Source organism: Limnobacter litoralis, from assembly GCF_030160455.1.
Taxonomy (GTDB): domain Bacteria; phylum Pseudomonadota; class Gammaproteobacteria; order Burkholderiales; family Burkholderiaceae_B; genus Limnobacter; species Limnobacter litoralis.
Genome location: NZ_BSOJ01000032.1, coordinates 1 through 15,660 on the forward strand (window position 1 = coordinate 1; position 15,660 = coordinate 15,660).

At 55.4% G+C, this 15,660-nt stretch carries 15 protein-coding genes; 13 read left to right on the forward strand and 2 right to left on the reverse strand.

Annotated elements, in window-relative coordinates; translation table 11 throughout:
* Positions 1-89: 89 nt before the first annotated feature.
* Entirely contained in the window at positions 90-1,505 is a 1,416-nt protein-coding gene (locus QQJ87_RS12950; RefSeq protein ID WP_284282521.1) for a high affinity choline transporter 1, read from the forward strand.
* A 44-nt stretch (positions 1,506-1,549) separates the two neighbouring features.
* Positions 1,550-2,452, forward strand: a complete 903-nt coding sequence (gene cysM, locus QQJ87_RS12955; RefSeq protein WP_284282252.1) for a cysteine synthase CysM — start codon at positions 1,550-1,552, stop codon at positions 2,450-2,452.
* On the opposite strand, the gene mltB is transcribed toward cysM, so the two are convergent.
* Positions 2,453-3,526, reverse strand: coding sequence for a lytic murein transglycosylase B (mltB, locus tag QQJ87_RS12960; protein ID WP_284282253.1), 1,074 nt, complete (start codon positions 3,524-3,526; stop codon positions 2,453-2,455).
* Between the two features lie 93 nt (positions 3,527-3,619).
* Between mltB and QQJ87_RS12965 the strand changes: the two genes are divergently transcribed.
* The 11 genes from QQJ87_RS12965 (at position 3,620) to QQJ87_RS13015 (ending at position 15,273) form a co-directional block, all read left to right on the forward strand.
* Positions 3,620-4,540 (forward strand): histone deacetylase family protein, encoded by a 921-nt coding sequence (locus tag QQJ87_RS12965; protein ID WP_284282254.1) that lies wholly within the window; start codon positions 3,620-3,622, stop codon positions 4,538-4,540.
* A 118-nt stretch (positions 4,541-4,658) separates the two neighbouring features.
* Positions 4,659-5,408, forward strand: coding sequence for an electron transfer flavoprotein subunit beta/FixA family protein (locus QQJ87_RS12970; protein WP_284282255.1), 750 nt, complete (start codon positions 4,659-4,661; stop codon positions 5,406-5,408).
* Positions 5,409-5,432: 24 nt separating this feature from the next.
* Positions 5,433-6,362, forward strand: coding sequence for an electron transfer flavoprotein subunit alpha/FixB family protein (locus QQJ87_RS12975; RefSeq protein WP_284282257.1), 930 nt, complete (start codon positions 5,433-5,435; stop codon positions 6,360-6,362).
* A 28-nt stretch (positions 6,363-6,390) separates the two neighbouring features.
* On the forward strand, positions 6,391-8,196 hold the full coding sequence (locus QQJ87_RS12980) for an acyl-CoA dehydrogenase (protein WP_284282258.1): 1,806 nt from the start codon (positions 6,391-6,393) through the stop codon (positions 8,194-8,196).
* Between the two features lie 110 nt (positions 8,197-8,306).
* Positions 8,307-8,501 carry a YqaE/Pmp3 family membrane protein gene (locus tag QQJ87_RS12985; protein ID WP_284282259.1) on the forward strand — a complete coding sequence of 65 codons (195 nt, stop codon included), beginning with the start codon at positions 8,307-8,309 and terminating at the stop codon, positions 8,499-8,501.
* A complete protein-coding gene (locus QQJ87_RS12990) occupies positions 8,488-8,874 on the forward strand; it encodes a DoxX family protein (protein WP_284282260.1) in 387 nt (128 codons plus the stop codon). Before QQJ87_RS12985 ends, QQJ87_RS12990 begins: the two co-directional genes overlap by 14 nt.
* Positions 8,875-8,939: 65 nt before the next feature.
* Positions 8,940-9,689: a TerC family protein gene (locus tag QQJ87_RS12995; protein WP_284282261.1), complete on the forward strand. Its 750-nt coding sequence runs from the start codon at positions 8,940-8,942 to the stop codon at positions 9,687-9,689.
* A 111-nt stretch (positions 9,690-9,800) separates the two neighbouring features.
* Positions 9,801-10,976: a glutamine-hydrolyzing carbamoyl-phosphate synthase small subunit gene (gene carA / locus QQJ87_RS13000; protein WP_284282263.1), complete on the forward strand. Its 1,176-nt coding sequence runs from the start codon at positions 9,801-9,803 to the stop codon at positions 10,974-10,976.
* Between the two features lie 39 nt (positions 10,977-11,015).
* The gene (carB, locus tag QQJ87_RS13005) at positions 11,016-14,246 is read left to right on the forward strand and encodes a carbamoyl-phosphate synthase large subunit (protein ID WP_284282264.1); all 3,231 of its coding nucleotides are present in this window, start codon (positions 11,016-11,018) and stop codon (positions 14,244-14,246) included.
* Between the two features lie 70 nt (positions 14,247-14,316).
* Positions 14,317-14,793, forward strand: a complete 477-nt coding sequence (gene greA / locus QQJ87_RS13010; protein WP_284282265.1) for a transcription elongation factor GreA — start codon at positions 14,317-14,319, stop codon at positions 14,791-14,793.
* Positions 14,794-14,805: 12 nt separating this feature from the next.
* Positions 14,806-15,273, forward strand: a complete 468-nt coding sequence (locus QQJ87_RS13015) for a DUF4149 domain-containing protein (protein WP_284282266.1) — start codon at positions 14,806-14,808, stop codon at positions 15,271-15,273.
* Here the strand turns inward: QQJ87_RS13015 and yhbY are convergent, their stop codons facing one another.
* Positions 15,274-15,642 (reverse strand): ribosome assembly RNA-binding protein YhbY, encoded by a 369-nt coding sequence (gene yhbY, locus QQJ87_RS13020; RefSeq protein WP_414674814.1) that lies wholly within the window; start codon positions 15,640-15,642, stop codon positions 15,274-15,276.
* Positions 15,643-15,660: the final 18 nt, after the last annotated feature.

Consider the following 15,660-nt stretch of genomic DNA (forward strand, 5'->3'; position numbering starts at 1 on the left):
ATTCTCCTTGAACCAAAGTATAAAAACACTCCAGTTAACGAGTCCATCTTTCAGGGGCAAGGTCACTAGCCTCGGTTATCGGATATCTGCTGTTGTCTGTGTTCATTGGCCTTTACGTGGCACGCAACGTGTCCACCACGGCTGACTATGCGGTTGCGGGCAGGCACCTCGCCCTGCCCGTGGTTACCGGCACGGTGTTTGCCACCTGGTTCGGTTCCGAAACCGTTTTGGGTATTTCGTCGACCTTCGTCAATGAAGGGCTGCGCGGCATTGTGGCCGACCCCTTTGGTGCAGCGCTTTGCCTGATCCTTGCGGGTCTGTTTTTTGCACGGAAACTCTACCGTTTGAACCTTTTGACAATCGGTTCGTACTATAAAATTCGATACAACCGCACGGTCGAAGTGTTTTGCACCATTTGCATCATCGTGTCCTACCTGGGTTGGGTAGCCGCTCAAATTACCGCGTTGGGCCTGATTTTCGACATCATCACCAACCGCACCATTCCCACAGAGTGGGGCATGGTGTTCGGTGCCACCATTGTGCTGGTGTACACCCTGTTTGGCGGAATGTTGTCCGTGGCTGTTCTGGATTTCATTCAAATGTCGATCATTGGTTTGGGGCTGCTTTACATTGCATACCTGGTCAGCAACATGACCGGCGGCGCCTGGAATGTGATTGAACACGCCAGGGACGCGGGCAAGCTTCAATTCTTTCCTGCTGAATTCAAATACGAACAATGGGTCCCATTTATCGGTGCAGGCATCACGATGATGCTTGGCTCCATTCCCCAGCAGGACGTCTTTCAGCGCATTACGTCCGCACGCGACGAAAAAACCGCTGTGCGCGGCGCGGTATTGGGCGGTTCGCTTTACTTCTGCTTTGCCTTCATTCCTGTGTTTCTTGCGTTTGCCGCCACCATGGTCGACCCTGCGTTGTTCAACAAAATTCTGGCTGAAGATTCGCAACTGGTGTTGCCCACACTGGTGATTCAGCACACGCCCATGTTTGCGCAAATCGTGTTTTTTGGGGCTTTGCTGTCAGCCATTATGAGTACGGCCAGTGCCACCCTGTTGGCACCCTCTGTGTCTTTCGCTGAGGACATCGTCAAGGCGTTTTTCCCGAACTGGACGGACAAAGGCGAGTTGTTGTTGATGCGTGGTTCAGTGCTGGGTTTTGCCATTTTGACCCTGACTTTCGCATTGAACAGCCAGTGGTCCATCTTTGAAATGGTTGAGAACGCCTATCAAATCACGCTGGTTGCTGCATTTGTGCCGCTGGCATTTGGACTGTACTGGCAGCGCGCCACCACCCAGGGGGCCATTGTGTCCATTGTGTGTGGCGTATCCGCTTGGTTGGTGTCCACTTACCTCATTCCCAGCGAAGTCTGGCCAGCCCAACTGGTCGGTCTGCTGTTCAGTGCCGCAGGCATGATCGTGGGCTCCCTGATTCCGCAATGGATCGCGCACAAACCACTTTTGCGCGATGGGGTGATTCATCCGGAGTAAAATGGTGGGATGATTCTTTCAATTCATTCTAGAGCGGTACCATTTTGAAATACCTCACCATCGAAGACACCATCGGCAACACGCCGCTGGTGCAACTGCAGCGCATTCCTGGCAAGGCCAATGCCGACCGGGGCAACGTCATTCTTGGCAAGCTCGAAGGCAATAATCCTGCTGGATCCGTCAAAGACCGCCCGGCCATTTCCATGATTCGCCGTGCAGAAGCCCGTGGCACCATCAAGCCGGGCGACACATTGATAGAGGCCACATCCGGCAACACCGGTATTGCCTTGGCCATGGCGGCGGCACTGCGCGGCTACAAGATGGTGTTGATCATGCCGGAACACCTCAGCATTGAACGCCGCCAGACCATGCGTGCGTTCGGGGCCGAAATCATTCTGACACCTGAAAAAGGCGGGATGGAATACGCACGAGACTTGGCCGAGCAAATGCGCGATCAAGGCAAGGGCGTCATCCTTGATCAGTTTGGCAATGAAGACAACCCCTTGGCTCACTTTGAAACCACCGGCCCGGAAATTTGGCGTGACACGGGCGGCGAGGTGACTCACTTTGTGAGTGCCATGGGCACCACAGGTTCCATCATGGGGGTGTCCCGTTATTTGAAGTCCCAAAATCCGGCGATTCAAATTGTCGGTGCTGAACCGAGCGAAGGTTCTCAGATTCCGGGCATTCGCAAATGGCCCAAAGAATACCTGCCGAAAATATACAAACCCGAAGGCGTAGACCGCGTGGTGCAGGTTACTCAGGCCGAGGCTGAAAACATGGCGCGCCGCCTGGCCGCTGAAGAGGGTATTTTCTGTGGCATCTCGGCAGCGGGGGCCGCGCACATCGCCCTGAAAATTGCCGAAGAAGTGGAAAACGCCACGATTGTGTTTATCGTGTGCGACCGCGGCGACCGTTATCTGTCAACAGGCGTCTTCCCCGCCTGACTATTGCTTGACCGGTGTTTTCAGCCGGTTGAGCTCCAGCCTGCGGTGCAATGCAATGGCCTGCGCCAGCTCCAGCACAGAGGTGGCGTAAAAGGCCGAGCGGTTGTAGCGGGTGACCGTGTAGAAGTTTTGCCCGCCCACCACATAGCTGGGCTGCTTTTCACCCCTGACCAACTCCACCAAGGCCAGCTTTTCGTCCGGCTGGACGGGCTGCTCAAGCGTCAGCCCGAGCTGGTTCATCTGTTCACCCGTGAAGGTGGGTTGAATGTCTGGCTTCAACAAGGTCTGAAGGTCGGCGTGGGGGCGAATGGTGACCGGCACCAGCGTGGCTGCACCCGGTTGCCAGCCATGCACCTTTAAAAAGTTGGCCACACTGAAAATGGCGTCACTTTGGGTGTGGAACAGATCGATCTTGCTGTCACCATTGCCATCCACCGCGTAATTCAACCAAGAGCTGGGCATGAACTGGCCCAAACCGATCGCACCGGCATACGAACCCTTCACCTCGGTGGCGTCCAGATTGCTTTGCTTGCAGAGCACCAAAAACTTGGCAAGTTCTGCCTTGAAGAAGTCGGACCGGTCACGTTGACCCTCTGGGTAGGCAAACGCCAATGTCGACAGGGCGTCGATGACCCGATAGTTGCCTGTGTGCCTTCCGTAAATGGTTTCAATCCCGATGATGGCCACAATGACTGACTGTGGCACGCCGTATTTTTCTTCTGCCATTTTCAGAACGTCGGCATTTTTTTGCCAAAATTCAAAGCCTTTCTTGATACGATAAGGTTCAACAAACCTGGATCGGTAAACGTCCCAGTTTTTGACTGTCGGATTCACAGGGGGCAAAACAGCCTTGACCACACTGGGCTGGAACTGGGCCTGATGCAACAGGTTCAAGGTGTCTTGCACGGCAATGCCGTGCTCGGCGTACAGGCTTTCTGCCATTTCAATGGCTTTTGGATTGTTGGCAAAATCTGTTTTCGAGTCGTTGCCAGCCAACGAAGTGGCGGTGGTGCAGGCAGTCAGCAGCGCGATCAGGCTGGCCGTGCGGGCAAGATGCAATATGGGCTTTAACATGGACAAGGCAGTGATAGTTCAATACGGAATCAATGCGATCACTATAGCGCAAGACCTGGCGCACAAACGCCAGTGCGTTGCCGGGTAGGGCCTATGGTTACTGCTTACATCACCCACAATGACTGCGTGTTGCACAACACTGGGCTGGGGCATCCGGAGTCCATTCATCGCCTGAAGGCCATTCAGAGTCGCCTGGAAAAGGCGGAGTTCTGGCCTCAGCTGGTGCATTGCGAAGCACCCGTGGCCAGCTGGTCCAGTATTCAGGCTGTGCACTCCGCCGCCTACATTGCCGCTGTTCAGGCGCTTTTTCCGCTTCGTCGCGCTGCCATGCTGGATTCAGACACGGTGGTGTCCGAATTCTCGCTGGACGCAGCCCGCAGGGCTGCCGGGGCCAATACCCACGCCGTGAATCTGGTGATGGCCAATGCGGTCGAAAACGCATTTTGTGCCGTGCGCCCGCCGGGGCACCACGCCACAAGGGCGCAGTCCATGGGGTTTTGCGTGTTCAACAACGCCGCCATCGCCGTGCAACACGCCATTGACGCCTATCGACTTGATCGTGTCTTGTTGGTGGATTTCGACGTGCACCACGGCAATGGCTCGGAAGACATTTTTGCAAATGACCCGCGTGTGTTGATGTGCGGCATCTTTCAGGCGCCCCTGTACCCCTACAGCGGCGGTCTGGAAGGCGCACCCAACATGGTGAACGTGCCCCTGGACGCGGGTGCAGGGCGCGAGCAGCTTAAGCAGGCCATTGAAAACCACTGGATTGATGCGATCGACGCATTTCGGCCGCAACTGGTCGTGGTGTCTGCCGGTTTTGACGCCCATGAAAGTGATCCGCTGGCCGATTTGAATTTCACCACAGCCGATTACGGCTGGTTGGGCCGCTTTCTGGTTCAGGTCGCGCATGAGTATTGTGACGGCCGCTTGGTCAGCACCCTGGAAGGGGGCTACGAGGTGGACGCCTTGTCAGAATCGGTGCAGGCCTACCTCGAGGCCATGGTCGGCTAGCATCGACATTTCGGGCGTTAGAGTATAAAATCTACAAAAAATCGAACGATCGTGCGATTTTTCGATTCCCGCTTCGTATAATCGAATTCATTACTTAATTCTCATAGGGATGACCTGCATGAAAATCCTAGTACCCGTCAAGCGTGTGGTTGATTACAACGTGAAGGTTCGCTGCAAAAGCGACGGCACCGGTGTGGACATCGCCAACGTCAAAATGTCGATGAATCCCTTTGATGAAATTGCAGTCGAAGAAGCCGTGCGCTTGAAAGAAGCGGGCGTGGCCACTGAAGTCATCGCCGTGTCATGTGGCGTGGCTCAATGTCAGGAAACATTGCGCACTGCCGCTGCCATCGGTGCTGATCGCGGCATTCTGGTTGAAACCGATGCGGAATTGCAGCCCCTGGCTGTCGCCAAAATTTTGAAGGCTTTGGTCGAAAAAGAAGGCGTGAGCCTGGTGATCATGGGCAAACAGGCCATCGACGACGACTGCAACCAAACCGGCCAGATGCTGGCTGCGCTGGGCAACATGCCACAAGGCACCTTTGCCTCCAAAGTGGTGGTTGCTGATGGCAAAGTCAATGTAACCCGTGAGGTCGACGGCGGTCTTGAAACCGTGTCTTTGACCATGCCTGCTGTGGTGACAACCGACCTGCGCTTGAATGAGCCACGTTACGTCACACTGCCCAACATCATGAAGGCCAAGAAAAAGCCGATCGACACCATCAAGCCCGAAGAACTGGGCATCGATGTGTCCCCCCGCATTAAAACCCTGAAAGTCAGTGATCCACCCACTCGTTCTGCCGGCATTACCGTGCCCGATGTCGCCACACTGGTCGACAAGCTCAAGAACGAAGCCAAAGTGATCTAAGCCGAACAGGACAGGAGAAAGACAATGTCAGTACTCGTAATTGCCGAACACGACAATCAATCCATCAAGCCCGCTACGCTGAACACAGTAGCGGCGGCCGCCAAAATTGGTGGTGACGTCCATGTGTTTGTGGCCGGGCAGGGTTGCCAGGCTGCAGCCGATGCCGCTGCAAAAATTGCTGGTGTGTCCAAAGTGCTGCTGGCTGACTCAGCCGCGCTGGGCGACCAGCTGGCTGAAAACGTGGCAGAACAGTTGCTGGCAGTGGCTTCGGGTTACAGCCACATTCTGGCGCCCGCCACCAGCATCGGAAAAAACATTCTGCCCCGCGTGGCAGCCCGTCTGGACGTTGCCCAGATTTCCGACATCATTTCTGTTGAGTCTGCAGACACCTTCACACGCCCCATTTACGCAGGCAACGTGATTGCCACCGTGCAGTCCAGCGACGCCGTCAAGGTGATCACCGTGCGTACCACGGCATTCGATCCAGTGGCTGCCGAGGGTGGCTCCGCCGCGGTTGAAAACGTGTCTGCCGTTGCCGATTCAGGCAAGTCCACCTTTGTGAACCGTGAAGTCGCCAAGAGCGATCGCCCTGAGCTGACAGCGGCTTCAACCATCGTGTCTGGCGGTCGTGGCATGGGTTCTGCAGACAACTTCAGTATTTTGAATCCCCTGGCGGACAAGCTGAACGCGGCCATCGGCGCGTCACGCGCTGCCGTGGATGCAGGTTACGCACCCAACGACTGGCAGGTTGGTCAAACCGGCAAGATCGTGGCACCACAGCTTTACATTGCACTGGGTATTTCAGGTGCCATTCAGCACTTGGCCGGCATGAAAGACAGCAAGGTGATTGTGGCTGTGAACAAAGACCCCGAAGCCCCCATTTTTGGCGTGGCCGACTATGGTTTGGTGGGCGACCTGTTTGAGGTTGTACCCCAGTTGACCGAAAAACTGTAAATATTTGGTTGTATCAGGAGACAAGACAATGAGTTACAACGCCCCAGTCAAAGACATGATGTTCGTCTTGAAGGAATTGGCAGGTCTGGAGGCGGTTTCCAAGCTTCCCAATTGCGAAGACGCAACCGAGGAAACAGTGGAAGCCGTTCTGACCGAGAACGCCAAATTCACCAGTGAAGTGGTTGCGCCGCTGAACTGGTCTGGCGACGTCGAAGCCGCCACCTGGAAAGACGGCGTTGTAACCACGGCGTCTGGTTTCAAGGCGGCATTCAAGGCCTTCGGTGAGCAGGGTTGGCAAGGCCTGCAGCACCCGACTGAATTTGGTGGTCAGGGTTTGCCCAAGTTGGTCGCAACGCCTTGCATGGAAATGGTCAACGGCTCAAACCTGAGCTTCGCACTGTGCCCCTTGCTGACCGATGGCGCCATTGAGGCCCTGTTGGTGGCAGGCAGTCAGGAACAGCAGGAAACCTATATTCCCAAGATGATTTCGGGTGAATGGACTGGCACCATGAACCTGACTGAACCACAGGCAGGCTCCGATTTGTCATTGGTGCGCACCAAGGCGGTTCCCCAGAATGATGGCACCTACCGCATCAGCGGTCAGAAGATTTACATCACTTACGGTGAGCACGACATGGCCGAGAACATCGTTCATCTCGTGTTGGCTCGTACGCCTGATGCGCCCGAAGGCGTAAAAGGCATCAGCCTGTTCGTGGTGCCCAAGTTCCTGGTTAACGAAGACGGTTCACTGGGCAAGCGCAACGACGTGTACTGTGCCTCCATCGAACACAAGTTGGGCATCAAGGCTTCACCCACGGCTGTTCTGCTGTACGGCGACAACAAAGGCGAAGTGGGTCAGGGTGCCATTGGTTATCTGGTTGGCGAAGAGAACAAAGGCCTGCAGTACATGTTCGTGATGATGAACGCAGCCCGCTTCCAGGTGGGTGTGCAGGGCATCGGCGTGGCCGAACGCGCTTATCAGCACGCTGTGCGCTATGCCAACGACCGCGTGCAGTCTCGTCCAGTAGACGGTTCAGCCAACGAAGCCGTGGCCATTATTCATCACCCCGACGTGAAGCGCATGTTGATGAGCATGCGCTCACAGGTGGAAGCCGCCCGCGCCATGGCGTGCGTGGCAGGTGCTGCTTACGATGCGGCGCACAACCATCCCGATGAGGCGACGCGCAAGCAGAATCAGGCGGTGTACGAATTCCTGGTGCCACTGGTCAAAGGTTGGTCCACCGAGATGAGCATTGAAGTGGCCTCCACAGGTGTGCAAGTGCACGGTGGCATGGGCTTCATTGAAGAGACCGGCGCTGCGCAATATTACCGAGACGCCAAGATCCTGACCATCTACGAAGGCACCACGGCCATTCAGGCCAACGACCTGGTGGGTCGCAAAACCGCTCGTGATGGCGGCGCAGTTGTGAAAGCATTGGCCGCTGAAATGGCACGCACCGTGGCGCAACTCAACGAGTCGTCCAGCACCCATGCCAAGGCAGTGGCCACAAGGCTGGATGCTGCCCGCACTTCTTTGCTGGAAGTGGCTGAGTTTGTGTGCAACAACCTCAAGAGCAACCCCAATGCTGTGTTTGCCGGATCAGTGCCTTATCTCAAACTGGCGGGTGTCACCGTTGCTGGTTGGCAAATGGCTCGCGCTTTGCTGGCCGCCGAAGGCAAGCTGAACGCAGGCGAAACAGACTCGTTCTACAAAGACAAGATTCTGACAGCCCGCTTCTTTGCAGACCACAGCCTGAGCACAGTGCCTGGCCTGCGCGACAGCATCCTGAGTGGTTACGACGCAGTCACAGAAATGGCAGTTGCCAACTTCTAATTGTATTGGTCTGATTGTTTGAAACCCCCGCCCGGCCTTGTGCTGGCCGGGGGTTTTCTGTAAGTTGGGCCTGACGTGGCAGATTATTAACCAATTCGTGGAGCCTTTTAATGCGCTTGTTATTGGCCATCTTTTTACCGTTCGTCGTTTTCTTCACCATTGGCCGGCCATTGACTGGTCTTTTCTGTTTGATCTTGCAAATCACCCTGATCGGCTGGCTGCCTGCAGCAATTTGGGCTGTTTATACCTTAAGCCAGTACAACACCGACAAAAAAATTGAAAAGGCCTTGGGTGGTCGCTCCTGAACAGTCGCGCTGGGCGCTGGTGCTGACAGCGCTGTTTTTTCTGACGGGCGGCGTGTTGCATTTTGTGTTGATCGATTATTTCATCGCCATCATGCCCGCTTATCTTCCCTGGCACCGCGAGCTTGTGCAAGTCAGCGGTGTATTCGAGCTGATGGGTGCGTTGGGAATACTGATTCCAGCCACCCGCCAGTGGGCAGCTTGGAGTTTGATTGCCCTGTGCATTGCCGTGTTTCCGGCCAATCTCAACATGGCTTTGCACCCCGATCACTTTTCAAACATTCCCGTGGTGCTGCTGGTTGCGCGCCTGCCATTGCAATTGCTGATCATCTGGATTGTCGCGAAAGCGGGTGGTTTGCCAAACCGTTCGGTTTAATCTGAAGGTTCATGTTGCTTAAGCAGTTATCATTGGCAAAAATTTGACATTGAGGTGGCTCGCACATGGAATTTCTCACAGACCCGAATGCCTGGATCGGCTTTTTCATCCTGACAGCGCTTGAAATCGTTTTGGGTATCGACAACATCATCTTCATCACCGTGCTGGTGTCGAAGCTGCCCAAGCAGATTCAGGACACGGTGCGCCGGTTTGGTCTGGCATTTGCCATGATCACCCGAATTGGTCTGTTGTTCTCCCTGTCCTGGATCGTCGGTCTGACTGAGCCGCTGTTTACGCTCCTGGAAAAAGCCTTTTCTGGCCGCGATCTCGTGCTGATGCTTGGTGGAGCCTTCCTGATCTGGAAAGCCTCGCAGGAAATTTATCTGGAGGTTGAGTACAAACAAGATCATCACGACCCCGAGGTGTCTGGTCCCAAGGTGGGCAAATCCATGAAGGCGCTCTTTTGGGGTTCGGTGATTCAAATCGGCATTCTGGACATCGTCTTCAGTCTGGATTCAGTCATCACGGCGGTTGGCATGGTTGATCACCTGCCCGTCATGATTGCCGCGGTCATGGCTTCAGTGGGTGTCATGATGTTTGCGGCCAAACCGATTGGCGAATTTGTGGAAAAACACACATCGCTGAAGGTTTTGGCACTGGCCTTTTTGTTGATGGTTGGCTTTCTGTTGGTGGCTGAAAGTTTGGGCTCACACGTGCCAAAGGCTTACCTGTACAGCGCCATGGGCTTCTCGGTGCTCGTTGAATTCCTGAACATTCGGGCCAAGGCCAAGCGAGAGAAAGCCCACGCGCATTGAAGTCGGGTCTGTATTTTGGGTGACTTCACGGGTATAATGCTCGGTTAACTGAAGAATTCAAGGCAAACGGCCATCCCAGGGCCGTTTCGCCGTCATCAATTGGAGTTTCCCTTGTCGAAATTAGTTGCAAGCGCACTACCGCGCGCCTTGCTCGCGCTCGCAGACGGAACCGTGTTTGAAGGTGTGTCATTCGGTGCCCCGTCAACGCAGGTGGGTGAAGTGGTTTTCAACACCTCGCTGACCGGTTATCAAGAAATCGCGACCGACCCGTCTTACTGCCGTCAAATCGTCACCCTCACATACCCACACATTGGGAACGTGGGCACCAACTCCCAAGACGAAGAATCAGGTGCGCTTCACCTCTCTGGCCTCGTCATCCGTGATCTGCCCAGCCTTGTTTCAAACTTCCGCTCGGCCTTGCCTTTGTCAGACTATCTGAAAAAGCACGGTGTGCCCGGCATTTGCAACCTTGACACGCGCAAGCTGACACGAATTCTGCGGGAAAAGGGCGCACAAAACGGCTGTATTCTGACTGAAGACAGCGGCGAAACCTTCACGGCAGAGCGCGCCATTGAGTTGGCACGTGCTTTCCCCGGCCTGGCAGGCATGGACCTCGCAAAGGTGGTGTCCACTGAAAAGGTGTACCAGTGGGTTGAAGGTGAGTGGGCATTGGGCGTGGCCGCCGAGCAACCCCACTTCCAGATGGGCCCGCGCCCACTGAACGTGGTGGCTTACGATTTTGGTGCCAAGCGCAACATTCTGCGCATGCTGGCGCAGCGTGGTTGCAAGGTCACCGTGGTGCCTGCGCAAACACCGATCGATCAGGTGCTGGCTCAAAATCCGGACGGTGTTTTCCTGTCCAACGGCCCTGGCGATCCCGAACCCTGCGACTACGCCATTTCTGCCATTGCCCATGTGCTCGATCAAACCACCATTCCAGTGTTTGGCATTTGTTTGGGGCATCAGTTGATGGCGCTGGCCAGTGGTGCCAAAACCATGAAAATGAAGTTCGGCCACCACGGTGCCAATCACCCCGTTCAAGACCTGAAAACTGGCCGTGTGGCCATCACCAGCCAAAACCATGGCTTTGCAGTGGATCCTGACACCTTGCCAGGCAACTTGCGTGTTACGCATGTGTCTCTCTTCGATGGCTCCATTCAGGGCCTTGAGCGCACTGACCGTCCGGCATTCTGTTTCCAGGGGCACCCTGAAGCAAGCCCTGGTCCGCACGACCTGGCTGAACTGTTCGATCGCTTTGTGGCAGACATGCACGCCGCCAAGTCTTGAAACTGATTTTTAAACGAATTTTGACAATTAAGGGAAGTTATGCCAAAGCGTAACGATCTAAAAAGCATCCTCATCATCGGCGCTGGCCCCATCGTGATTGGCCAGGCCTGTGAGTTTGACTACTCGGGCGCTCAGGCTTGCAAGGCCCTGCGCGAAGAAGGTTACAGGGTTATTCTGGTTAACAGTAACCCGGCCACCATCATGACCGACCCGGAAATGGCCGATGTCACCTACATCGAGCCCATCACCTGGCAGGTGGTTGAGCGAATCATCGAGAAAGAGCGTCCAGACGCCGTATTGCCCACCATGGGTGGTCAAACTGCGCTGAACTGCGCGCTGGATCTCTCCCGCCATGGCGTGCTCGAAAAGTTCGGTGTTGAACTGATTGGCGCCAAAGAGGCGGCTATCGAAAAGGCCGAAGACCGTCTGAAATTCAAAAATGCAATGACCAGCATTGGACTGGACTCCGCCAAATCGGGTGTTGCCCACTCCATGGAAGAAGCCTGGGCCATTCAACAAAACATCGGTGAGCAACTGGGTACTAATGGTTTTCCGGTCATCATTCGCCCCAGCTTCACGCTGGGCGGCACAGGTGGCGGTATTGCCTACAACGCCGAAGAGTTCGAGACCATTTGCCGCCGCGGTCTGGAGGCCTCGCCCACCAATGAGCTTTTGATTGAAGAAAGCCTGATCGGTTGGAAAGAATATGAAATGGAAGTGGTGCGCGACACCGCCGACAATTGCATCATCATCTGCTCCATTGAAAACCTGGACCCGATGGGTGTGCACACGGGCGACTCCATCACAGTGGCCCCTGCCCAAACACTGACCGATCGCGAATATCAGATCATGCGCAATGCATCCATTGCCATTCTGCGCGAAATCGGCGTTGAAACGGGCGGCTCAAACGTGCAGTTCTCGATCAACCCCGAGAACGGCCGCATGATCGTCATTGAAATGAACCCACGGGTGTCCCGTTCTTCTGCACTGGCGTCCAAGGCAACCGGTTTTCCGATTGCCAAGGTGGCTGCCAAGCTGTCTGTGGGGTACACACTCGACGAACTCAAGAACGACATTACAGGTGGCTTGACGCCCGCCTCATTCGAGCCTTCCATCGACTACGTGGTCACGAAAATTCCACGATTCGCGTTCGAGAAGTTCCCGACTGCCGACGACCGTTTGACCACGCAGATGAAGTCTGTGGGTGAGGTCATGGCCATTGGTCGCACTTTCCAGGAAAGTTTCCAGAAGGCCCTGCGCGGCCTCGAAGTGGGCGTGGATGGACTGAATGAGAAAACAACCGATCGCGAAGTGATTGAGCGTGAACTGGGTGCCCCTGGCCCTGAACGCATTTTCTACGTCGGCGACGCATTTGCCCAAGGCTTCAGCCTGGAAGAAGTGCACCAGTTGACCAAAATCGATCGCTGGTTCCTGGTGCAAATTCAAGACATCGTTGACACTGAGCTTGAACTGGAAACCAAAACACTGGCCGATCTGACCGAGCCTGTGTTGCGTCTGCTCAAGCGCAAAGGGTTCTCGGACCGCCGTCTGGCCTACCTGCTGGACACTTCTGAAGCTGAAATCCGCAAGCTGCGCCACCAACACAACGTGCGCCCGGTGTACAAACGCGTAGACACCTGCGCAGCCGAATTCAAGACCGGTACGGCTTACATGTACTCCACCTATGAAGACGAGTGCGAGGCTGAGCCGACTGATCGCAAAAAGATCATTGTGCTGGGCGGTGGTCCAAACCGCATCGGGCAGGGCATCGAATTTGACTATTGCTGTGTGCACGCGGCCATGGCCCTGCGCGAAGACGGGTACGAGACCATCATGGTCAACTGCAACCCCGAAACAGTGTCCACTGACTACGACACCTCTGACCGCCTGTACTTCGAGCCGTTGACGCTGGAAGACGTGCTGGAAATCGTTCAGCTGGAAAAGCCGATCGGCGTAATTGTGCAATACGGTGGCCAAACGCCCCTGAAGCTCGCGAAAAGCCTGGAAGCCAATGGCGTGCCCATCATCGGCACCAGCCCTGAAAGCATTGACATCGCGGAAGACCGTGAGCGCTTCCAGAAGCTGCTGGCCAAGCTGAATTTGCGTCAGCCACCCAACCGCACCGCTCGCACCGAAACTGAAGCCCTTGCCCTGGCCCAGGAAATCGGATACCCCTTGGTGGTTCGCCCCAGCTACGTGCTGGGTGGTCGCGCCATGGAAATCGTGCATGAACAGAAAGACCTTGAACGCTACATGCGCGAGGCCGTGAAGGTCAGCAATGACAGCCCTGTGCTGCTTGACCGCTTCCTGAATGACGCCATTGAGGTGGACGTGGATGCGCTGTGCGACGGTGACCGCGTGCTGATTGGTGGCGTGATGGAACACATTGAGCAGGCGGGCGTTCACTCTGGTGACTCTGCCTGTTGCCTGCCGCCGTATTCGCTGAAGCCTGAAATGGTGGAGGAGTTAAAGCGCCAGTCTGCAGTCATGGCCAAGGCCCTGAATGTGATTGGCCTGATGAACGTGCAGTTCGCCATCCAGAACAACGACGTGTACGTTTTGGAAGTGAACCCGCGCGCATCGCGCACGGTGCCTTACGTGTCAAAGGCCACTGGCGTCCAGTTGGCCAAGGTGGCAGCACGCTGCATGGCTGGTCAAAGTCTGGAATCGCAAGGTGTGACCAATGAAGTGGTTCCCAAGTACTTCTCGGTCAAAGAGGCTGTGTTCCCGTTCGTGAAATTCCCGGGCGTAGACACCATTCTGGGCCCTGAGATGAAATCCACGGGTGAAGTCATGGGTGTGGGCCGCAGCTTTGGTGAAGCCTTTGTGAAGTCGCAGATTGCGGCCTCAGTGAAGCTGCCCAAAGACGGCGTGGCCTTTATCAGCGTCAAAAACGAAGACAAAAAGCGGGCCATCAAGCTGGCGGCCGGTCTGAAAGAGCTGGGCTTCAAACTGATTGCAACCCGCGGCACTGCGGCGGCCATCAGCGAGGCAGGCATTGAGTGCGGCGTGGTCAACAAGGTGCTTGAGGGCCGCCCGAACATCGTAGACATGCTGAAAAACGGCGAAGTCAGCCTGGTGATCAACACTGTGGAAGAGCGTCGCAATGCGATCAATGACAGCCGGTACATTCGCACCACCTCATTGAGTTCTCGTGTTACGATCTTCACAACGATGGCAGGCGCATTGGCTGCTGTTGAGGGCATGAAGCACCTCAACAACATGGATGTGTACAGCGTTCAAAGTTTGCACGCCGAGCTGTCTGCCTGATTTTTTAGATTTAAAAGCCGTCTATTAGCGCTTGCTAACAGGCGGCTTTGCATTTGTTGGAACATGAACCATGGCTACAATTCCCTTGACAGTACGCGGGGCCGAAAAACTGAAGGCGGAACTTCACCAGTTGAAGACAGTCGAAAGACCAGCCGTTATCAATGCAATTGCCGAGGCCCGCGCGCAGGGTGATCTTTCTGAGAATGCCGAGTACGACGCTGCCAAAGAAAAGCAGGGTTTTATCGAAGGCCGTATTAAAGAAGTTGAAGGCAAGCTGTCCAATGCACAGATCATCGACCCCAAATCACTGGACGCCGAGGGGCGCGTGGTGTTTGGTGCAACCGTCAAACTTGAAGATCTGGAAAGCGGGGCCACTGTGACCTATCAAATCGTCGGCGACGACGAGGCGGACATCAAGCTTGGTCTGGTGTCAGTGTCCAGCCCGATTGCTCGCGCGCTGATTGGCAAATACGAAGGCGATGTGGCGGTGGTGCAGGCCCCTGGCGGCGAAAGGGAGTACGAAGTACTCGAAGTTCAATACATTTAACAGGTACGGCTTATGAACTGGCGCGGCGCAAAACACATTGAACTGGCAATTTGGGCCATTTGGCTGGGTTCATTGTGGATGATGGCTGTGCTGGTTGCCCCTGGTCTGTTCAAGTGGCTGCCACGCCCAGAGGCGGGCTTGGTGGCAGGTCGGCTTTTTTACATGCTGAGCTGGTACACCGTGATCACGTCGGTATTTCTGTTGGCCATTTCAACCTGGCTGGGTGCGGTTCAAGCCAGTGTCAGATTGAATATTCTGATGGGTGCCTTGCTGGTGCTCGCTGTGGTTGAACTGCTGTGGATGCACCCTACCATGTCGCAAATGCGTCAGGCCATGGCCGACGCAGCGCCCGACATGGTGCCAGTCATGAAATCGCGTTTTGGGCGTATGCACGCCATTTCCAGTGTGCTGTACGCCATCAAGATGATTGGCGGCCTGGCTTGGGGCCTTAGCCGATACTCAGTCAAGCCGGCCGACTGATCAGTCTTTGGACGCAAACTGGCGTTTGGTTTGGCGTGGTGGTTTGGGTTTGCGTTTTGGTGCTTTTTTGGCCAGTATTTCAGCAGGTTGTGGGCGGTACAGCACCAACAGCTTGCCGATGTGCTGCACCAATGCGGCACCCAGGGTGTCGCAAAGAATTTGCGCGCATTCAATTCTGGCTTCCCGCTCGTCGCCCGTCACCCGAACCTTGATCAATCCATGCGCGTTCAGGCTGTGGTCCACTTCCTTGATGACCTGTTCAGTCAGGCCTTTGTCGCCAATCAGCACCACAGGGTTCAAGGCGTGGGCTTGCGCTTTCAGGGCCTTTTTCTCGGCGGGTGTCAGGTTTATTGTGGTGGTGTCCGTCATATTGATATTTCACTCGGT